The sequence below is a fragment of the Nesterenkonia cremea genome (assembly GCF_014642675.1).
GTDB lineage: Bacteria > Actinomycetota > Actinomycetes > Actinomycetales > Micrococcaceae > Nesterenkonia > Nesterenkonia cremea.
Genome location: NZ_BMIS01000001.1, coordinates 287,574 through 307,939 on the forward strand (window position 1 = coordinate 287,574; position 20,366 = coordinate 307,939).

16 protein-coding genes are annotated in these 20,366 nt (G+C 67.0%); 8 read left to right on the plus strand and 8 right to left on the minus strand.

Annotation, left to right across the window (positions count from 1 at the left end; genetic code table 11):
• Positions 1-11 precede the first annotated feature (11 nt).
• Together IEW85_RS01335 and IEW85_RS01340 are read right to left on the minus strand one after the other, a co-directional pair.
• Positions 12-1,232: a Fic family protein gene (locus IEW85_RS01335; protein WP_373286533.1), complete on the minus strand. Its 1,221-nt coding sequence runs from the start codon at positions 1,230-1,232 to the stop codon at positions 12-14.
• 159 nt (positions 1,233-1,391) lie between these two features.
• Positions 1,392-4,925 (minus strand): proline dehydrogenase family protein, encoded by a 3,534-nt coding sequence (locus tag IEW85_RS01340; RefSeq protein WP_188682171.1) that lies wholly within the window; start codon positions 4,923-4,925, stop codon positions 1,392-1,394.
• Between the two features lie 644 nt (positions 4,926-5,569).
• Between IEW85_RS01340 and IEW85_RS01345 the strand changes: the two genes are divergently transcribed.
• Positions 5,570-6,532: a GntR family transcriptional regulator gene (locus tag IEW85_RS01345; RefSeq protein ID WP_188682172.1), complete on the plus strand. Its 963-nt coding sequence runs from the start codon at positions 5,570-5,572 to the stop codon at positions 6,530-6,532.
• A 106-nt stretch (positions 6,533-6,638) separates the two neighbouring features.
• Here IEW85_RS01345 and IEW85_RS01350 read toward each other — a convergent pair whose 3' ends face one another.
• Positions 6,639-7,025: a type II toxin-antitoxin system VapC family toxin gene (locus IEW85_RS01350; protein WP_188682173.1), complete on the minus strand. Its 387-nt coding sequence runs from the start codon at positions 7,023-7,025 to the stop codon at positions 6,639-6,641.
• Complete coding sequence (locus IEW85_RS01355) at positions 7,022-7,264, minus strand: FitA-like ribbon-helix-helix domain-containing protein (protein ID WP_188682174.1); 243 nt, start codon at positions 7,262-7,264, stop codon at positions 7,022-7,024. Before IEW85_RS01355 ends, IEW85_RS01350 begins: the two co-directional genes overlap by 4 nt.
• 229 nt (positions 7,265-7,493) lie before the next feature.
• Between IEW85_RS01355 and IEW85_RS01360 the strand changes: the two genes are divergently transcribed.
• The 3 genes from IEW85_RS01360 (at position 7,494) to IEW85_RS01370 (ending at position 11,644) form a co-directional block, all read left to right on the plus strand.
• Entirely contained in the window at positions 7,494-8,075 is a 582-nt protein-coding gene (locus IEW85_RS01360; RefSeq protein WP_188682175.1) for a GNAT family N-acetyltransferase, read from the plus strand.
• Between the two features lie 94 nt (positions 8,076-8,169).
• Positions 8,170-10,689 (plus strand): ATP-dependent Clp protease ATP-binding subunit, encoded by a 2,520-nt coding sequence (locus tag IEW85_RS01365; protein WP_188682176.1) that lies wholly within the window; start codon positions 8,170-8,172, stop codon positions 10,687-10,689.
• Between the two features lie 85 nt (positions 10,690-10,774).
• Positions 10,775-11,644 (plus strand): hypothetical protein, encoded by an 870-nt coding sequence (locus IEW85_RS01370; RefSeq protein WP_188682177.1) that lies wholly within the window; start codon positions 10,775-10,777, stop codon positions 11,642-11,644.
• 12 nt (positions 11,645-11,656) lie between these two features.
• On the opposite strand, the gene IEW85_RS01375 is transcribed toward IEW85_RS01370, so the two are convergent.
• On the minus strand, positions 11,657-12,172 hold the full coding sequence (locus tag IEW85_RS01375) for an arsenate-mycothiol transferase ArsC (RefSeq protein ID WP_188682178.1): 516 nt from the start codon (positions 12,170-12,172) through the stop codon (positions 11,657-11,659).
• Complete coding sequence (gene arsB, locus IEW85_RS01380; RefSeq protein ID WP_188682179.1) at positions 12,169-13,269, minus strand: ACR3 family arsenite efflux transporter; 1,101 nt, start codon at positions 13,267-13,269, stop codon at positions 12,169-12,171. Before arsB ends, IEW85_RS01375 begins: the two co-directional genes overlap by 4 nt.
• A 92-nt stretch (positions 13,270-13,361) precedes the next feature.
• Between arsB and IEW85_RS01385 the strand changes: the two genes are divergently transcribed.
• Positions 13,362-13,784: an ArsR/SmtB family transcription factor gene (locus tag IEW85_RS01385; RefSeq protein ID WP_188682180.1), complete on the plus strand. Its 423-nt coding sequence runs from the start codon at positions 13,362-13,364 to the stop codon at positions 13,782-13,784.
• A 69-nt stretch (positions 13,785-13,853) separates the two neighbouring features.
• Positions 13,854-14,780, plus strand: coding sequence for an iron-sulfur binding domain-containing protein (locus tag IEW85_RS01390; protein ID WP_188682181.1), 927 nt, complete (start codon positions 13,854-13,856; stop codon positions 14,778-14,780).
• 107 nt (positions 14,781-14,887) lie between these two features.
• On the opposite strand, the gene radA is transcribed toward IEW85_RS01390, so the two are convergent.
• On the minus strand, positions 14,888-16,294 hold the full coding sequence (gene radA / locus IEW85_RS01395; protein WP_188682182.1) for a DNA repair protein RadA: 1,407 nt from the start codon (positions 16,292-16,294) through the stop codon (positions 14,888-14,890).
• A 229-nt stretch (positions 16,295-16,523) separates the two neighbouring features.
• Here radA and IEW85_RS01400 point away from each other — a divergent pair, with 229 nt between their 5' ends.
• On the plus strand, positions 16,524-18,038 hold the full coding sequence (locus IEW85_RS01400; protein ID WP_188682183.1) for an NCS1 family nucleobase:cation symporter-1: 1,515 nt from the start codon (positions 16,524-16,526) through the stop codon (positions 18,036-18,038).
• A gap of 78 nt (positions 18,039-18,116) precedes the next feature.
• Here IEW85_RS01400 and IEW85_RS01405 read toward each other — a convergent pair whose 3' ends face one another.
• On the minus strand, positions 18,117-19,154 hold the full coding sequence (locus tag IEW85_RS01405) for a carbon-nitrogen hydrolase family protein (RefSeq protein WP_188682184.1): 1,038 nt from the start codon (positions 19,152-19,154) through the stop codon (positions 18,117-18,119).
• Positions 19,155-19,419: 265 nt separating this feature from the next.
• Between IEW85_RS01405 and IEW85_RS01410 the strand changes: the two genes are divergently transcribed.
• Positions 19,420-20,343: an AraC-like ligand-binding domain-containing protein gene (locus IEW85_RS01410; protein WP_229658732.1), complete on the plus strand. Its 924-nt coding sequence runs from the start codon at positions 19,420-19,422 to the stop codon at positions 20,341-20,343.
• Positions 20,344-20,366: the final 23 nt, after the last annotated feature.

Below are 20,366 nucleotides of genomic sequence, written 5' to 3' on the forward strand. Positions count from 1 at the left end.
GAGGGCGCGGCTCAGCGGCGCCTGAGCTGTTGGGCGTAGGCATCGAGGGTGCGGAGGATGCCCGGGTGCTGATATACGCGGTTCCTCCTGAGCCCGGAGCGCTCTTCGAGCACTCCGCGTTCGGTCAGCTGCGCGAGTGCTCGCTGAGCGGTCATCTCGTTGAACTGCAGCTGGCGGCGCAGAAATGCCGCGTTGACCACGGGATGCGCGATCAGCTGGGGGAGGACCTTCCAAGCCGAGGCCTGGGGGCGCAGCCCAGTCAGCTGTTCGGAGGAGAGGGCCAGTTCGGTGTTGAGATCATCGACCAGCTGGGTGCCGGAGGCGGCGGCGAAGAGTGCCGCATCGATGAAGCAGGAGACGAGAGGGCCGGCGTCGCCCTCTCTGAACTGGGTCAGGGCGTCGAAGTAGCTCTGCGTCTGCTTCAGCAGGCCGGCGGAGAGAGGTGCGGTGGTGCTGGTGACCAGGCCTTTGCTCTTCAGCATCGCGTGGATGAGCGCTCGTCCGGTCCTGCCGTTGCCGTCTTCGAAGGGATGGATGGTCTCGAACTGCGCGTGCGCCAGCGCCGCCTGCAGCAGGACGGGCATATCGGGGCGATGGATGAACCGGATGAGATCGTCCATAGCAGGAGCGATGTGCTCGGCCTGTGGGGCGATGTGATTCGCCCCGATCGGTGAGACCCCGGTGGTACCCACCCAGACAAGGTCGCTCCGATAGCGCCCAGCACAGTTCTCCGAGTGAGGCTGTTCCTGAACCAGGATGCGCTGCATGGTCAGCAGGGCGTCCTGGTTCAGGTGGTCGGCGAGTTGGAGGGCGGCCTCCATCGCGTGGACATTCCCGACGACGATCCTGGCGTTGTCGCTGCGGCTCTGCTCGAGTTCTGCCAGGGCGAGTTGCCGGGCGCCTGCGGTGAGATTCTCGATCTGTGACGAGGAGGCAGATTCTGTGCGCAGCAGGATGGAACTCATCGGCCCCAGGGCGGTGCTCGCCGGAGGAAGGGTGCTGCGCGCATGGTCGTCGAACTTGCTGAGGGCGACGGTGGCTTCGTCGAGATCCGCAGCGAGCTCCGGCGGCAGAGAGAGCTTCAGCCCGGCGAGAGGTGCCGGGATGGTTGACTCATAGGCCCCGGAGGCAGCGGCCAGACGCCGTCGCCCCGTCATGCCGTCGTCGGCGGCCTGCCACTGGTGCGCCTCGCGAGCGACGGCAGGAACTGGAAGTGTGAGCACGCCTCGCATTTTACTGACACTTTCTCAAAAACTGTTAGTAAGGGCGGCTCGCTGCTCACAGTTTCGGGGATCGAGCGCCGTTCGGTTGTCGCGCAGGTGTCGGAATAGAGGCGATATCGAGCTCTTTCCGACACCTGCGCGCCAACTGAACGGGGAAGGTGGGCGCTGTTACTTCTTCAGCTCCTCCGCCAGGTCGTGGAAGCGGCGGCTCGGGTTGCCGAAGCGGTGCAGCGTCATGGAGACCGACTGCTCCTTCACCCAGTACCGCAGCTCCACGCGGCCGGAGGAGGTGACGGCGTCGTCGAGCAGCGCCACCTCCGGACGGGAAGCGACCTTCTCACGCACCCCAGCCGGCAGAGTGCCGAGCACACGCACCCGCACCCCGACGCCGGCGTCGTACTTTCCGGCCGCCAGTGCGGCTGCGAAGTTGGCGTCGGCCTCCCTGGTCAGGTCCAGCCCCAGCTCGGAGGAGAGGACCTTCAGTGCCCTCTTGGTCTCCCTCTCCACGCTGGGCGCGTAGGAGATGCTCACCGGTGAGCCGGCCACTGTGGCTGCGGCCAGCGTGCGGATCACCTCGCGCACCGGAGCGTCCTCGCCCACGCGCAGCAGCACCTCCTGGCCGCGGTAGCGGAGGATGTTCGCTTCCGAGTCCAAGCCCGTGCGGTCCTTGGCCGCACCGAACTCCTCGCCCCACCAGTGGGCGTCGTCGGCGGCTGCGGCGCGGACCCAGGCCAGATCCTCCTCGCCCAGCAGCTCCTTCTCCCGCACAGCGGTCAGCAGGCCGGCCGCCGGGCTGGAGATGGCGTTCTTCGGGGCGGGGGCGCCGGGGACGTCCTCCCACTGCCCGAAGAGCATCAGGTAGTTGGGGCCGCCGGCCTTGGAGCCCAGGCCCACGGAGGACTTCTTCCAGCCGCCGAAGGGCTGGCGCTGCACGATGGCGCCGGTGATCCCGCGGTTCACATACGCATTTCCCACCTGGACCTGATCCAGCCACTGCTGGACCTCTTCAGGTTCCAGGGAGTGGATGCCGCCGGTCAGTCCGTAGTCAGGCGCATTCTGGAACTCGATGGCCTCGTCCAGGTCCTTGGCCTCCATCAGGCCCAGGACGGGGCCGAAGACCTCGGTCAGGTGGAAGAAGCTGCCCGGCTTCACCCCGGTCTTGATGCCGGGGCTCCACAGCCGGCCGGTGTCATCGAGCTGGCGGGGCTCCAGCAGCCAGGACTCGCCGGGCTCCAGCGTGGTCAGCGCGCGGTGCAGCTTCTCGGAGGGCTGCTCGGTCAGCGGGCCCACAGCGGCGGAGAGGTTCTGCGGCCGATCCACCACCATCGACGACGCCGCATCCACCAGTTGGCGGCGGAAGCGCTCAGACTTCGCCACCGAGCCCACCAGGATGCCCAGGCTGGCCGCCGAGCACTTCTGTCCGGCGTGGCCGAAGGCCGAGTAGACCAGATCGGCCACGGCCAGGTCGCGGTCGGCCGCCGGGGTGACGATCAGTGCGTCCTTGCCGGAGGTCTCGGCGTTGATGTTCAGTTCCGGCTTCCAGGAGCGGAACAGGGCGGCGGTCTCCGAGGCGCCGGTGAGGATCACCCGGTCCACTCCGTTGTGGGAGATCAGCTTCTGACCGGCCTCGGACTCATCCGGGAAGACCCCGTGGAGCACCTCGCGCGGGACGCCGGCGTCCCACAGGCACTCCAGCAGCGCCATGGAGCAGTGCGGCGTCGGGCTGGAGGGCTTATGGATCACGGACGCGCCCACAGCCAGGCCGGCCGCGGTGCCGCCGGTGGGGATGGCCAGCGGGAAGTTCCACGGCGGGGTGATCAGCACCAGGCGGTCCGGGGTGAAGGAGGCGTTCTCCACCTGTTCCAGCTCCAGGGCGCGGTGGGCGTAGTAGCGCAGGAAGTCGATGGCCTCGGAGATCTCCGGGTCCGACTGGGCCACCGATTTGCCCACCTCAGCGGCGGCGATGGAGGCGAGGTGGCCGCGTCGGGACGCCATGATGTCAGCGGCCCGGTAGAGGATCGCCGCCCGCTCGGCGGCCGGGCGGGAGGCCCACCCCTCTGCGGCGCTGCGGGCCTGGGCCACCAGGGCATCCACTTGGGCGGCGTCGAGCGTGGCAGGCAGGGACTGGGCGGCCAGCCATTCAGACGTGGCGCGCTCGACGACCTGCTCGGCCCAGCGCTGGTTGGCCTCCAGGGCCGGATCGGTGTCCGGCTCGTTGTGGAACTCCGGGATGCCGTCGCTGTAGTCGCCGGCGTCGTGCTGCTCCTCAGCGGTACGGTCCTGGGTGTGCTGCGGGGAGGGTGCGGTCTCGCCGTCGCGCTCGATGATCTCGCTCAGCGAGTCGATGGAGCTGCGGAAGCGGTCAGCCTCGCGCCGGAAGATCTCCGAACCCTGTCCCTGCTCGTCCACGGAGAGCTCGAAGATGCCGGACATGAAGTTCTCGCTGGCGGCGTTCTCCTCCAGACGGCGCACCAGGTAGGAGATCGCGACGTCGAACTCGGCCGGTCGGACAGCCGGGACGTAGAGCAGCAGCTGGCCCACATCGTCGCTGATCGGGCCCTGCTGCTCGGCGGCCATGCCCTGGAGCATCTCGAACTCGAGGCGGTCGGTGACCCCGCGCTCGGTGCCCAGCAGGTGGGCGAAGGCGATGTCGAAGAGGTTGTGTCCGGCCACGCCCAGACGGACCCCGGCCATGCGCTCTGCGGTGAGCAGCCAGTGCAGCACGCGCTTATAGTTCGCGTCTGAGGCCTCCTTGGACTCGCAGGTGACCACGGGCCAGTCGTGGATGTCGCCGTGGACCTGCTCCATGGCCAGGTTGGCGCCCTTGACCAGGCGGATCTTGATGCCGGCGCCGCCGTCTGCCACGCGGGCGCTGGCGAATTCGGTGAGCTCCTGGACTGCGGCCAGGGCGTCGGGCAGGTAGGCCTGGATGACGATGCCGCCCTCGTAGTGCTTGGTCTCCGGCAGGGAGAGCAGCTTCTTGAACACGGCGATGGTCAGCCGCAGATCGCCGTACTCCTCCATGTCCAGGTTGATGAACTTGGAGCCGGCCGGGGCTTGGGCGGCCTCGGTGTAGAGCGGGATGAGACGATCCACCACATAGTCCACCGACTCCTCGAAGCCCCACATGGAGATCTGCGAGGCGATGGAGCTGGCCTTGATGGAGACGTAGTCCACGTCCTCGCGGCGCAGCAGGCGCACCGTGTCCTCGAGGTGCTTATCGGCCTCCTCCTCACCGAGGACGGCCTCGCCCAGGAGATTGATGTTCAGCCGGTGGCCGTCTTTGCGAATCTCGGAGACGGCCTTGCCGAACTGCTTATCGCGGGCGTCGACCACCATATGGCCCACCATGGAGCGCATCCGGGTCCGCGCAGCAGGGACGACGACGTCGGGCATCAGCTTGCCCAGCTTGGAGCCGGCCTGGATCTGGGCTCGGTCCAGAGCGGAGAGGGTGTCCGGGGCGAGGTCGTCCAGCTCGGAGAGCGCCTGGGCTGCGGCCTTGGAGTCCTCAGTGCGGATGACCCGGTCCACGAACCCGACGGTGAAGTCCAGGCCCGTGGGGTGGGAGAGCACCTGGGAGAGGCGCTGGGCGGAGGCGTGGGGCTTGACCCCGGAGTTCTGGGTGGCCTGCAGCCAGCGGGTGGCCTTCTCGATGGAGGCCTCGGCCAGCCGGTTCAGCTCGGTGCGTGTGTGGTCAGACATGGCATCAGTCTGGGATGCCGGGGCGCGGCTTGGGAACGTCTGCGAGGCCGAGGGCGGACAGAATGAGTCAGAATGGTGGGATGAGCGGAGAGGGGATGGCTGAGCGGCAGCGCGGGAGGCCCCGGATCCAGGACTCGGCGGACCGGATCGTGGCCAGTGTTCTGGCCACTGCCGGGCCTCGAGTGGGGACACGCGAGTTCTCCACCCGCCGCGTGGCCGAGTTGACCGGACTGAGTCAGACCCTGGTGAGCAGGGCCTTCCGCAGGATCCGCGGTGGGGCTGGTTCTGGTCGGGCTGAGGATGCTGAGGCTGGTGGTGTGGTTGAGGCTGCTGGGGCGGCCGGCGTCGGGGATTCTGCTGGTGACGGCTGTCCTTCTGGTGACCTTCCGCTCCAGCTGAAGGAGATGGAGGTGGCCTTTCCCTCGATCCGTCTGGTCTTTGAGCCGGTTCCGATGGGACCCAAGGCGGCGAGCCCGATGGCGTTCGCTCGCCGAGTCGCTGCCCTGATGGCTGCTCTGTGGGTCTCGGGCGCGGCCGAGTGGGTGGATCCTGGGGATGCGGCTGACCGACGTGTTCAGCTCCAGGTGACTGGGGCTCCTGAGGGGGCGGTTCCCGGGGACGCAACACATCTGGACGGGCCTGGCGTGCTGGATCAGCCCCTGACTGTTCGATGGCGTCCGGGGGAGCGGTCCTGGGAGGAGTTCCTGGCTGAGGTCGCCTCGCTGCTGAACCGCTGCGCCGAGACGGCCGGTGCCGTGCCGGGGGAGCTGCTGCGGATGCTGGCCGCACGGGCAGGACGTGGTCTGCACGGGGTCAGCTGGGCTCGGGAGCAGTCGGCGGAGAAAACTCCTACAGATTCTGACTCAGAGGCTGCGCTCGCCGTGGCCGAGTATCCGCCGCCGGGGCGGGCCCCGCAGAACCCGTGGCTGCCCAAGGTGGAGCTCTCGGTGACCGAGCAGATCGCCATCGCGCTGCGCAAAGAGATCATGGACTCCGGGTATCGGGCGGGCGACCGGATCACTCCCGGGCCGCTGGCCGCGGAGCTGGGGCTCGGCGTCGGGACGGTGCGCTCTGCCATGCGCCGACTGGCCGATGATGGGCTGCTGGATACGGCCGAGGGAGGGTTCAGCGTGCCGGCGGTGACCGGTGCGGATGTGATCGACCTGTATGCGGCGCGGCTGCATGTGGGGATGGTGCTGCTGCGCGGCTGTGCCACGGCGCCGCGGCACAGACTGCTGCCGGTGCGTCTGGCGCTCGGCGCCGTGGACGCGGCTGCCGCGGAGGGCACACGGACCGACGTCGGCCAGGCTGACCTGCAGTTTCAGCAGGAGCTGGCGGAGGCCTCGGGGCTGGAGCAGTCGGCGCGCAGCTTCCATGCGCTGACGCTGCGGGTACGGATGTTCATCTCCGTGCTGCAGCTGGACTACACGCCTGCGGTGGAGCGGATCGTCGGCGATGACCGTCGGATCCTGAGTGCGGTGCTGGAGGGCAGGGCTGAGGACGCGGTGCGGATCTGGCGTTCCAAGCTGGATCATGCGGTGCGGCATATGTCCGCGCTCGCGCCGGAATCCTTCGACGCTGACCTCTGGTCTCGGCTGAGCCGGTGAGGCTCACGGATGCACACCCCTGTTGCGCATGCCCACCCTACGTAGGGGAGGCATCGCCATCACCCCTGGGCACAGGTGATCGGAAGTCGCTCGGCCGCTGTCGTGCTCAGCTGATCAGCTGAGTCCGTTCAGGGACCGCCCGTGCCAGCCGGGCATCTGCGGTGAGGACTCGTGCATCCAGCAGTTGGGCCAGGACGATGTACATGGCGTCATAGGGAGAGACGTTATGCCGGAGCGCCCAGGCGGCCTGCGAGAGGTGTTTCATGGAAGCGAGTCTCACAGGCGCCTGACGGAGCTTCTTCACAGCGAGATCAGCGGACGCTTCGAGGAGATCTCCTCGAAGCACATTGCCCCGCAACGTGTTGAGCGTCTCTGGGATCATGATTTCAGGGGCGAATACGTGGTGCGCGGCGAGAGCCGAAGCAGCTGGGGACTTCTTGCCGTTGGTCACCAGCTCAAAGGCGGCGGAGGCGTCGAGCACCAGCGGGCTCATATCTCTCCCCGCCGCTCGCGGATGTCAGCGACCACTGCATCCATGTCGATATTCGGTGGGCCATACTTCGCGTGGTGAGCTTCGATGTCGTCAAAGATCTCCTGCCAGGTGGACTGCTGGGACGCCTCGATCAGTTCCTGGCGCAGGTATTGGCTGAGGGACAGCCCCAGAGCGGCGGCCTGCTTCTTCAGTGCTTCGATCACGTCGTCCGGAACGTCTCGGATCTGAACGGTGCCCATGGGCTCAGTATCGGGTTCATGCACTCTGCATGCAATAGTGGCTGGGATGCTCTCCACGCGGCTCCTCTCCTCAGGTGCTCTCAGCACAGCACCGGGCCGGTGTTCACGGCTGAACTCCTCCCGTTCTGTGGAGTCTCGGGCGTGGCGTCGGTTCTGCGCTCAGGGCTGTGGAGGATCAGGGCTGTGGAGGAAGCAGAGCGCGTCCGGTGGGCCCCGATAGTGTGGGCTCATGAGTGACTTCGACGAGATGGTGTCCTGGTCCCGCGAGCTCCTGGGCGGGGAGAAGGTACGGCTGCGCGAGCAGCGCGCCGAAGATCTGCCCATCCTGGCCGAGTGGTGGAATGAGCCCGAGGTCGCGCTGTTCCAGCAGGACCGGATCGTCCGCAGGCCGCGCACTGCGGTGGAGGAGAAGCTGTCCGCCTGGTCCGCCAACGGGGACAGTTCATCGGTGGGCTACACCGTGACCACCCACGACGGGGAGGTGGCCGGTCATGTGGCCGTCCACGGCATCACTCCGCCCGCCCTGATCGCGACCCTGGGGATCATGATGGGACCGCCGTACCAGAACGGCGGCTACGGCAGGGAGGCCGTGCTGCTGGCTCTGCGTCTGGCTTTCCTGGAGATGGGCGCGCGCAAGATGGAGCTGGAGGTCTACTCCTTCAACGAGCGGGCCGTGCGCGTCTACGAGCAGCTCGGATTCACAGTGGAGGGGCGGCGCCGCAACGCGGTGGTGCATCGTGGCGCCTTCTGCGACCAGCTCCTGATGGGCATGCTCGACGCCGAATACTACGAGCAGTATGGGCGCGGCTGAGGAGCCTGACTTTTCCCCGTGGCGAACAGGGGCGCCGTCGTCGTCATCACGCCGTAGCCTGGAGACAAGTCAACGCTAGGAGTGTCGATTGGCCATGTTCGAGAGGTTCACGGACCGCGCGCGGCGCGTCGTTGTGCTTGCCCAAGAAGAGGCACGCATGCTCAACCACAACTACATCGGTACTGAGCACATTCTGCTCGGCCTCATCCACGAGGGTGAGGGCGTCGCAGCGAAGGCGCTCGAGTCCCTGGACATCTCCCTGCAGGGAGTCCGCGAGAAGGTGCAGGAGAAGATCGGTCCCGGGCAGAACGCACCCTCGGGCCACATCCCCTTCACCCCTCGTGCCAAGAAGGTCCTGGAGCTCTCGCTGCGCGAGGCCCTGCAGTTGGGCCACAACTACATCGGCACCGAGCACATCCTGCTGGGCCTGATCCGCGAAGGTGAGGGCGTCGCCGCCCAGGTCCTGGTGGAGATGAACGCCGACCTCAACAAGGTCCGCCAGCAGGTCATCCAGCTGCTCTCCGGCTACTCCGGCGGCAATCAGGGCGAGAAGGCCGGCGCCGGCGTCGGCCAGGGCGGCAACCAGGAGGGCAACCCCTCCGGCTCCGTGGTCCTGGACCAGTTCGGGCGCAACCTCACCGCAGCCGCCCGCGAAGCGCAGCTGGACCCGGTGGTCGGCCGTGACTACGAGCGTGAGCGCGTGATGCAGGTGCTGGCCCGCCGCACCAAGAACAACCCGGTGCTCATCGGCGAGCCCGGCGTCGGCAAGACTGCCGTCGTCGAAGGCCTCGCCCAGGACATCGTCAACGGCAACGTCCCGGAGATCCTCCGTGACAAACAGCTCTACACCCTGGACCTCGGCTCCCTGGTGGCAGGCTCCCGTTACCGCGGCGACTTCGAAGAGCGTCTGAAGAAGGTGCTCAAGGAGATCCGCACCCGCGGCGACATCATCCTGTTCATCGACGAGATCCACACCCTGGTCGGTGCGGGTGCGGCCGAGGGTGCCATCGACGCCGCCAACATCCTCAAGCCGATGCTGGCCCGCGGTGAGCTGCAGACCATCGGCGCCACCACGCTGGATGAGTACCGCAAGCACATCGAGAAGGACGCCGCGCTGGAGCGCCGCTTCCAGCCGATCCAGGTGGAGGAGCCGACTGTGGAGGTCACCGTGCAGGTTCTCCGCGGCCTGCGCGACCGTTACGAGGCCCACCACAAGGTCTCCATCACCGAGGAGGCCCTGGAGGCCGCGGCCAACCTGGCCAACCGGTACATCAACGATCGATTCCTCCCGGATAAGGCCATCGACCTGATCGATGAGGCCGGCGCCCGGCTGCGCATCCAGAAGATGACCCCGCCGCCGGAGCTCAAGGAGTTCGACGCCAAGATCGAGGACGTCCGGCGGGAGAAGGAAGCCGCCATCGACGCCCAGGACTTCGAGGGTGCCGCCAACCTGCGCGATCAGGAGCAGAACCTCACCGATGAGCGCCAGGAGAAGGAGGACGCCTGGAAGTCCGGCTCCATGGACGAGATCGCAGAGGTCGACGGCGACCTGATCGCCGAGGTCCTCGCCTTCTCCACCGGCATCCCGGTCTTCAAGCTCACCGAGCAGGAGTCCGACCGCCTCAGGCGCATGGAGGAGGAGCTGCACAAGCGGGTCATCGGCCAGGACGAGGCCGTCAAGAGCCTCTCCCGCGCCATCCGCCGCACCCGTGCCGGCCTGAAGGACCCCAACCGTCCCTCCGGCTCCTTCATCTTCGCCGGCCCCACCGGTGTGGGTAAGACGGAGCTGGCCAAGTCCCTGGCGGAGTTCCTCTTCGGCGACGAGGAGGCCATGATCACTCTGGACATGTCCGAGTTCCAGGAGAAGCACACCGTCTCTCGCCTCTTCGGTGCCCCTCCGGGCTACGTAGGCTACGAGGAGGGCGGCCAGCTGACCGAGAAGGTTCGGCGTCGTCCCTTCTCCGTGGTGCTCTTCGATGAGGTGGAGAAAGCGCACCAGGACCTGTTCAACTCGTTGCTGCAGATCCTGGAGGACGGTCGCCTGACCGATTCCCAGGGGCGCGTGGTGGACTTCAAGAACACGGTGATCATCATGACCACCAACCTGGGCAGCAAGGACATCTCCAAGGGTGTGATGACCGGGTTCACCTCGAACACCAACACCACCACCAACTACGAGCGGATGAAGGGCAAGGTCAACGAAGAGCTCAAGCAGCACTTCCGGCCCGAGTTCCTCAACCGTGTGGATGACACCATCGTGTTCCCGCAGCTGGAGCAGTCCGAGATCGTCAAGATCGTGGACCTGTTCGTCAATCGCCTGCGGGGTCGTCTGGCCGAGCAGTCCATGACATTGGACGTCACGCAGCCGGCCCGCGAGTTCCTCGCAGAGAAGGGCTACGACCCCACTATGGGTGCCCGTCCGCTGCGCCGGGCGATCCAGTCCATGATCGAAGACCAGCTCTCCGAGCGGATCCTCTTCGGCGAGATCCCGCCCGGCGCGGAGATCAGCATCGGACTGAAGGGCGAAGGCGCGGACCGCGAGCTGACCTTCGACTGGAAGGAGCCCGCTCCTGAGATCGAGGCCGCCGACGAGCCGGCTGCGATCGAAAGCTGAGGCCGCTGCGCCCGATCATGCCGACGGCGCCCGTCCCCATCCATGCGTGGTGGACGGGCGCCGTCGTCATCTCTAAGGTGGCGCCATGACCTATCCGTCTGGTGGGAGAGAGCCTGGAACGGAAGGCGAGTTCCATGATGAGCTGCTCCGCGAACAGGCCCAGGGGGAAGCGGCCGCCGCGAGCCCTGAGGACAGGACCGCGGCGCACTGGCTGCGTGCGATCGATCAGCTGGATGGGGACATCCGTGTCTCCACACGGAGGAGCCGTGCTGCGCGGAAGGCCTCCGGCTGGTTCGTCTTTGGGGCTTCGGCGTTCTCGGCTGTCGCCCTGGCCGTGCAGATGGTCAGCGACTGGCTGGACCTTCCTGCTTCCGTGATGGATGTGCTCTTCGGCGCCCTCGGCGTCGGGTTGGTGCTCTCTCTGCCGGGGCTGATCCTGTGGACCCTGCTCCACGATCTCAATGTCCGGAGCGTGCGGCGCGCCGGATGGCGGCTCACCGAGCCCGGATCCCCCGGGGGAGAGGCCATGGTGGCGCTCTACCGACACTGGTGGGACCGGATGGAGGAGAATCGAAATCCGCGATGGGGCTTCGGGGGCAGGGCGGAACTGGTGGACCCGCGTGACCCGGAGTGGAGCGCTGATCGGATCATGCGCCAGTCCAAGGCCGTCCCAGGAGTGCTCTGTCAGGCGTGGGAGGAGAACCCGCGGCGCAGCTGGCTGGTCGGCGCCGCCCTTGGGGGACTGGTCGGTCTGGGCGTGCTCCTCAGCGGGCTGGAGGACGGCGCCGTGGCTCGCTCCGTCCTGGGCGGAACGTGTATGGGGGCCGGAGCCCTGTTCTGGATCTTCACCAGCCGCAATAAGGGCTCGGAGCGGCGAGACCCACGCATCTTTGCCCGGCGGCTGGAGAGGATGCGCGGGGATCACGCCTACGCCTCCTTCGTGCGCCGTCGCTGATGGCTGTCGGTCTCAGCTGAGGAGTCGGTTCTTCAGCTCGCGGACGTGTGTATGGATGTCATCGCGCACCAGCTCCATGCGCTCACGTCCTTCGATCCCGCGATCGCTCGGCTCATCGGTCTCCCACCGTTCCACGGTCACGCCCTCGGGCGGGTCCACCTGAGCCTCGGCGCCGATCACGACGACGAGCCCGGCTTCCCGCATGGCTTCCGGAGTCACGGGGGTAGGCGTCTCCCCGGTGATGTCTGCGCCGAGGTCGTGTAGGACGTCTGCGGAGAGGGCGTTGATGCGGCTGCCGGGCTCGGTGCCGGCCGAGCTGACCAGGATGCTCCCCTCTGCCCCGGCCTCGGCGAGTTCTCGTCGCATCAGCCCGGCTGCCATCTGTGACTTGCCGCCGTTGCGCACGCAGACGAAGAGCACACCCGGGGTGCTGCTGTCTTCGGTGCTGCCGTCCAGGACGGTCTCCGCGGCCGGGACGATCTCCTCCTCCGCGGCGCGTACGGGCTGATCGCCAGGTTTCTGCGTCATCGGCTCACTCCTCTCGGTTCCGTCGCCACTCTATCCGCGGTGAAGAATCGGCGTGCCCACAGCGCCACATAGACCAGCCCCACCAGGACTGGGACCTCGATCAGCGGACCCACGACGCCTGTCAGGGCCTGTCCGCTGGCGGCGCCGAAGGTGGCGATGGAGACGGCGATGGCCAGCTCGAAGTTGTTGCCGGCAGCGGTGAAGGCCAGCGTGGTGGAGCGGGCGTAGTCCATGCGCAGCAGTCGGCCGATCAGCATGGAGGTGCAGAAGGTCACCACGAAGTAGACCAGCAGGGGAGCGGCGATCCGGGCCACGTCCAACGGCTGGCTCAGTACCTGCTCGCCCTGGAGCGCGAAGAGCACCACGATGGTGAACAGCAGGCCGTAGAGCGCCCAGGGGCCCAGCTTCGGCAGAACGCGGGACTCATAGGCGTCGCGGCCCATGCGCCGCTCGCCGAAGGTGCGGGTGAGGAAGCCGGCGGCCAACGGGATGCCCAGGAAGACCAGGACCGAGAGGGTGATCGCCCCGATGGAGAACTCCGCGGAGGTGGTCTCCAGGCCCAGCCAGCCGGGCAGCAGCTGCAGGTAGAACCATCCGAGTACGCCGAACATGAACACCTGGAAGACCGAGTTGATGGCTACCAGCACGGCGGCCGCCTCCCGGTCGCCGCAGGCCAGATCGTTCCAGATCAGCACCATGGCGATGCATCGGGCCAGGCCCACGATGATCAGCCCGGTGCGGTATTCAGGCAGATCCGGCAGGAAGACCCAGGCCAGGACGAACATGAACGCCGGGGCCAGCAGCCAGTTGATCACCAGGGAGGTGATGATCAGGCGGCGGTCGCCGAGCACGGCGTCGGTCTCGGAGTAGCGGACCTTGGCCAGCACTGGGTACATCATCACCAGCAGTCCCAGGGCGATGGGTACTGAGACGCCGGCGATCTCCACGGCCTCCAAGGCGGCGCCGAAGCCCGGAGCGACGGCGCCCAGCAGGAGTCCCAGCGCCATGGCGGCCAGGATCCACAGCGGCAGGAAGCGGTCCAACGCGCTCAGGCGATTCAGTACGGGCGCTGTGGGGGCGGTGCCGGTGGTGGTCACAGGGATCCTCTCGGGTTATCGACAAACTTCGATAACGGCAGTATCCTCGTCTATATCGACAGATGTCAATATCCACAGAAGAGGTGCTGGAGATGACTGCTCAGACCGACGCCGAGTGCTGCACTGCCACCCCCGCGCAGCCGACCCTTCAGGCTGAGGCCGCGGCCGACCTGGCCGTGCGCTTCAAGGCGCTGGGTGACCCGAACCGGCTCACCCTGCTCTCCCTCATCGCGGCCTCCGAGGGCGGCGAGGCCTGCGTCTGCGACCTGACCGAACCGGTGGGACTGGGCCAGCCCACGGTCTCCCACCACCTGAAGATCCTGGTCGACGCCGGCTTCCTGGCCCGGGAGCGCCGGGGCAGCTGGACCTATTACGCCACTGTCCCTGGCGCGCTGCGCGGACTTTGCGAGGACCTCTGCGCGGATACGGCGCTGAACGGCATGCTCGATGGGGCCCGGTCCGAGGGTGGGTCAGCCGAGGTCGGTTCAGCGCAGCGCGGTTCCTCCTGCTGCTGACCTTCCTGCGGCAGATCCCGTTGGAATCCTGCGGGAGCGCCGGCTCCCGGCCCAATAGACTGGGTGCCGATGTCTGCCTATTCCTCCCTCGCTCCGCATCCTGCTGAAGTCCATCCCCGGGTGATCGGGTGGTTCGAGGAGCAGGCCCGCGACCTGCCCTGGCGTCGCCCCGAATGCACTTCTTGGGGCGTGATGGTCAGCGAGGTCATGCTCCAGCAGACCCCGGTCGGCCGTGTGCTGCCCCGCTGGGAGGAATGGATGCGCCGCTGGCCCACCCCGACGGCGACGGCGGCCGCACCGGCCTCCGAGATCCTCACCGTCTGGGATCGGCTGGGGTACCCGCGCCGCGCCCTGCGGCTTCAGGCCGCGGCTCAGGCGATGGTGGACCAGCATGACGGAGAGGTGCCGGGTACGGCTGATGAGCTGCGGGCGCTGCCCGGAGTGGGGGAGTATACCGCGGCGGCGGTGGCCAGTTTCGCCTTCGGCCAGCCCGAGGTGGTGGTGGACACCAATATCCGCCGCGTCCATGCCAGGGTGTTCTCCGGTGCGGCGCTGCCGGGCAAGACCTATACCGCAGCCCAGCGGAAGCTGGCGCATGAGCTCATGCCGGAGACTGCTCATGACCAGGGCCGCGAAGCCTGTGCGTGGAATGCTTCGGCCATGGAGCTCGGGGCGCTGATCTGCACGGCGAAGTCCCCGCAGTGCGCCATCTGCCCGGTGGCGGACCTGTGTGCCTGGGTGGCCGCAGGGTCGCCGCCGCCCACTGAGGCGCAGCAGACCAAGGGGCAGGCATGGGCCGGCACCGACCGCCAGGTGCGCGGTGCGATCATGGCCGAGCTGCGTAAGGGCGAGCCCGTTCAGCGTGGAACGTTGCTGGAGGGCCTGCCTCTCCCAGAGGCTTCAGAGGAACAGCGCATACGCTGCCTGGACTCCTTGCTCAGGGATGATCTCGCCGAGGAGCATGATGGCCGAGTGGCCCTTCCCGGCGTGCTCTGACCAGAAGAATCGCGTACCGGAATGACCACTTTGAGCGGATCGTGTCCCCCATTCTCGACAACGGGGTACGCAATTCGGCAGGGCGCGGGCAGGGGAACCGCAGCCCTTCACTCCTCCTTGGGCGGTCCGCCGTCGAGCACCAGGTTCAGCGCCTCCGGCAGGGAACCCACTTCTCTGACCCGCATGCCCTCCGGAATGCTGTCATTTCCGTCAGGGTTTCGTGGGATGATCGCATGGGTGAAGCCCAGCCGCTGAGCCTCCTGGAGCCGGCGCTGCAGCCCAGGCACCGGGCGCACCTCGCCGGCCAGTCCGACCTCGCCGAAGGCCACAAACCTGTTCGGCAGCGGCTTCTCCAGCGCGGCCGAGGCCACGGCCAGTGCGATGGAGAGATCGGCGGCCGGCTCGGTGATCTTCACACCGCCCACAGTGGCCACATAGGCCTCCGACTTCATCAGCGTGGCCAGCCGTGCCCGCCGCTGCAGCACCGCCAGCAGCATGGAGACCCGCGGCGAATCCAATCCGGAGACGGCCCGCCGCGGCTGAGAGGCCTGGGATTCGGCCACCAGGGCCTGGACCTCCGCGGTCAGCGGCCGCCGGCCCTCCAGAGTGATGGTGATGCAGGTGCCTGGCACCCGGTCCGTCAGCGCAGAGACGAAGAGTCCGGAAGGGTCAGCCAGAGAGGTCAGGCCGTCCTCGTTGAGGTCGAAGCAGCCGACGTCGTCGGTGGGGCCGTAGCGGTTCTTCACCGCGCGCAGCAGCCGCAGCCGGGAGTGGCGGTCGCCCTCGAACTGGCAGACCACGTCCACGAGATGTTCCAGCATGCGGGGTCCGGCGATATTGCCGTCCTTGGTCACGTGGCCCACCAGGATGGTGGTCATGTTCTTGCGCTTGGCGGCCTCGATCATCGACGCCGTGACCTCGCGGATCTGCGTGACGCCGCCGGCCGCGCCGTCCACCGCCGCGGAGGAGAAGGTCTGCACCGAGTCCATGATGGTCAGCTGGGGCCCGCCGGCCTCGGCGCCGGTCTCCTCCACCTGTCCCAGGGCCTGGCCGAGATCGGACTCCGCGGCCAGGTAGAGCCCATCGGTGATCGCGCCGATCCGCTCAGCGCGCTTCTTCACCTGGGCGGCCGACTCCTCTCCGGTCAGATAGAGCACCGGCTGCTCCGGATGGGCCTTGGCCACGGAAGAGGCCACCTGCAGCAGCAGAGTGGACTTCCCGACGCCGGGCTCGCCGGCCATCAGGATCACCGCGCCGGGCACCAGTCCGCCGCCCAGCACCCGGTCCAGCTCGCCGATGGAGGTGGCGCGGAAGGAGGCGAGCGAGGAGTCGACGTCGTGGATGGCCTTGGCCGGCTGGGCGAGGCTGGAGGCCGCCGTCGTGCGTGCTGTGACCTGGCCCTTCTCCTCCACGGTGCCCCATGCCTGGCATTCCGGGCAGCGGCCGACCCACTTCACGGTCTGCCAGCCGCATTCGGTGCATTCGAAGCTCGGAGCACCCTTCTTCTTGGCCATGCTCGCTCCCCTCTCTGATCGCTGGTCTCACCCTATCCGGGGGCTCTGACATGTTTCCCCGCGCATCTGCTCAGCCCCTCAGAGCTCTGAGATTTCAGCGGCGTAAATTGTGTGTAACGGCTGTTCCAAATGGGCGTTCTGTGTAGAAACGATCGTTTCTCTCTCGCTAGCGTGAAGGCGAATCGCACCTTCGGTGTGCGCCAGAAGTTCACGATCGGAGACGCTTTCCATGACTGAGACCACCGCCGCGTCCAGTGCGCAGCAGCGGCAGGATACGCCGCCGCAGTCCGCCGTGCCGGCACCTGCCCCGGGACTCCATAACGAGGACCTCGCACCGGTGCCCCAGGAGAAGCGCAAGTGGGGCGCCTTCGAGGTATTCAACGTCTGGACCAATGACGTGCAGTCCCTGGCCGGCTACACCCTGGCCGCCTCGCTGTTCGTCTCGGCCGGGCTCAACGGCTGGTATGTCTTCGCCGCCATCATCCTGGCCGGCGTCTTCGTGAACTGGCTGGTCAACCTCTCCGGCTCCCCGAGCGTGAAGCACGGCGTGCCCTATGCCGTCATCGCCCGGCCCTCCATGGGCGTCCTCGGCGCCAAGTTCCCGGCCCTGGTCCGCGGCGTGGTCGCGATCTTCTGGTATGGCGCGCAGACCTACTTCGCCTCCACTGCAGTGGCGCTGGCCTTCAACGCCGCGCTGGACCACCCCGGCGGGGGCACCTTCCTGGGCCTGGACGTCATCGGCTGGATCTCCTATGTCATCGTGGCCGTGCTGCAGGTGGTCATCTTCACCCGCGGCATCGACATGATCACCCGCTTCCTGAACTTCGCCGGCCCCGCGGTGTACGCGGTCATGGTGGTCCTGCTGATCATGATCTGGGTCCGTGCCGGCGACGAGATGATCCCCGCCGTGGGCTCCATCTTCGCCTCCGATGACGTCACCGGCTGGGCCGCGGTCAGCGCCTTCTTCGGCGTGATCGGCACGATGGTCGCCTACTTCGCCGCAGTCATCATCAACTTCGGCGACTTCTCCCGGTTCTCCAAGTCCGAGCGTTCCATGAAGCTCGGCAACTTCACCGGCCTGCCGGTCTCTCTGGCCTTCTTCACCTTCCTGTCCCTGTTCATCACCGCCGGTGCCTATGTGGTCTACCAGGACGCTGGGGAAGATCCCATGGTGAACCCCACGGACATCGTCGAGCAGACCGAGTCCGTGCTGCTGGCCGTGGTTGCAGCGATCACCTTCCTGCTGGCCACAGTGGGCATCAATCTGGTGGCCAACTTCATCCCGCCGGCCTATGATCTCGCCAACCTGGCGCCGCAGAAGATCAGCTTCAAGATCGGCGGCTACATCACTGCCGCCGTCGGATTCGTGATCGGCGGCCTTTGGGTGGCCTTCATCGACGACGCCGGCCTGCCCACCTTCGTGGACACCCTCGGCGCGCTGCTGGCACCGCTCTACGGTGTGCTGATCGTCGACTACTACGTGATCCGCAAGCGCCGCGTCCGCACCGAAGACATGTTCACCCTGGACCCGAACGGGCCCTACTACTACCGCAACGGCTGGAACCGCGGCGCACTGGTCGCGGTCGGGCTGGCCGCAGTCTTCGCCGTGGCCACCGTCTGGTGGGAGCGGCTGGAGCACCTGGAGGGCTTCGCCTGGATCATCGGCGCACTGCTGGGCGGCACCTTCTACTACGCGGTCATGCGGATGAACGCCACCTCCGCGCCAACCCCCGACGTCGGCTGATCGCCGAGGCTCCGTGCCCTCACGCAGTTCCTTTCACGGTGCGGCCTCCGGCACAGAGCCCCGGCGGTTTCTGCCCCCTCAGCAGCCCTTCGTCGCTTCGGCGTCACCTGCGGGTTCGGCCTCCTCAGCGTCCGCCCCCGCCGGTGTGGGGACGGGAGCAGCGGTGGTGACCTTCGGCAGACGGCCTTCTGCCCTGATGCCAAGGGTGAACACGTCGGGACGGGAGTAGTGCCCCACAGGGTCGGCGGCGTTCTTGGCGGCAATGATCGCCGCGTAGTCGATGTCGGCGTAGAGGATGCCTTCCTGGGTCGGCGGCAACGGGTCGGCCATTTCGCGGCCGTCGGGTCCGAAGATGCGGGCGTGTCCGCCGCCGAGAGCGAGGAGCTGCTTCTTGAGGTCGGTATCGGCAAACTCTTCCTGAGCAGCCTCGCCGATCAGTCCGCACGGCGCAAGCACGAAGCAGCCGCCCTCGACCGCGTAGAGGCGTGAAGCCGCAGTGTTGACCTCTGGACCGAGGGCGAAGGCAGCTCCTTCGAAAAGTGAGAAGCTGGGCCATCCGCCGATATGGAGCTGCTCATGCTGGGCATACATCGCGTACTTGGTCAGCGGCTGCAGATGTTCCCAACAGTTGAGAGCCCCCACGCGGCCGACCGAGGTCTCGACCACCGTGATGTCGGAGGCGTCGCCCTCACCGAACTGGGTCCGCTCGACGTGCGTAGGCTTGAGCTTGCGACGGGTCAGCGCTGTTCTGCCGGTGGCATCGATGACCGCCTGTGACATGAAGAGCGATGCCCCGTCACGCTCGCTGAACCCGAATCCGATGGTGATCGCGAGATCACGTGCGGCCTGCTCGATGCGCTGCCACTGAGGTCCGCCCACCTCGATCGAATTCTCGGCGTAGCGCACCAGGAATGTGCTCTGCCACGCGACCGAGTCGAGCCAGAGGAACCACGGATACCCCGGGATCCAGGTTTCAGGAAAGGCTGCGATGTCGGCGCCGCTCTGCTTCGCCTCCTCGGCCAGGGCGATGAGTTTGTCGACGCCGCCCTCGACGTCGTTCCACACAGACTCGGCCTGAATCGCGGCCGCTCGGAACTTGTGGGTGTAGTCAGGCATCGTAGGATCCTCTCTTGTATCGGTTCGTGGACCGAGGTTGAGGTCCACACTGAGACCGTATGAACATCCCGGCGATCTCGACCTGGCTGAAGACGCCCGGCATCCGACTTTTCGCGCACTCATCGAACTCTCGACGGCCGCGACACTGTGCGTCCCCGGAGAATCCGGCATTCTGCGCACGGAGGGCCGAGATGAAACCCAGATGAAACTCACGGGGTGTTGTTGGTGTCATGTCCTCCGGCCTATGTTGGGCGCCATGAGCCAGATGTCTGTCAGATCTGTACCCGGGTGGGCCCAGGCTTGCAGCTCTGCGTTCGTGCCTCTTCGGGTACGTTCGGCTGCTCAGAGCTTCCGCGCCAGTCTCAACCAGCACATACTGAGTCCGGACGTTTCGCTGACCAGAGTGGCCAGCGGCGCCTCGGAGGTCTACCGCAGCGACCAGATCATCCGTGAGAACCCGCGCGACGATCTGCTGATCTCATTGCACCGCTCCGGCTCCGGTTCGGTCAGCCAGCACGGTCGTCAGGTGAAGCTCGTGGCAGGCAGGGCGACCATGTACGACGCGTCGGCGCCGTATGTTCTTTCCTTCCCCGGGCGGATCAGTGAAGTTGTCCTGCAGGTTCCCCGTCGCTGTCTGCCCATGTCCAGGAACGCCTTCGCCGACCTGACGGCACGGCCCCTTCCGGATGGGGGGCCGCTGCGCGCACTCACCGCATTGGCGACTTCGGCAGAGGCCGACGCTGCTCCGGGGCCCTTGGAGAATGCTGCGCTCGCAGATGCCCTGATGAGCCTCCTGCGCGCGACCCTCTCTTCGTCCTCAGCGGTCCAGCCTCCACAGATCGACTCTGAGCTGTTGGTGACGGCCGCGAGGCAGTACATCGATGAGCACCTTGCTGATCCTCTGCTCAGCCCAGGGCGCGTCGCCGACCATCATCACATCTCGTTACGGCTGCTCCAGAAGCTCTTCACCCGGGTCGGCGACTCGCCTGTATCCTATATCCGACGCCGGCGCCTGGAGCACTCTCGAAATCTGTTGCTCCACGGCGCGACCGTCGGGCAAGCCGCCACTGCCGTCGGGTTCAATGACGTCGACACCTTCACCCGTGCCTTCAAGCGTCTATACCACGAGCTGCCCTCCAGAGTGAGGCCCACGGGGGTCCACTACCGAGGAGAACTCAGCTATAGCTGACGTCGTGAGCAGCTCAGGCCGAT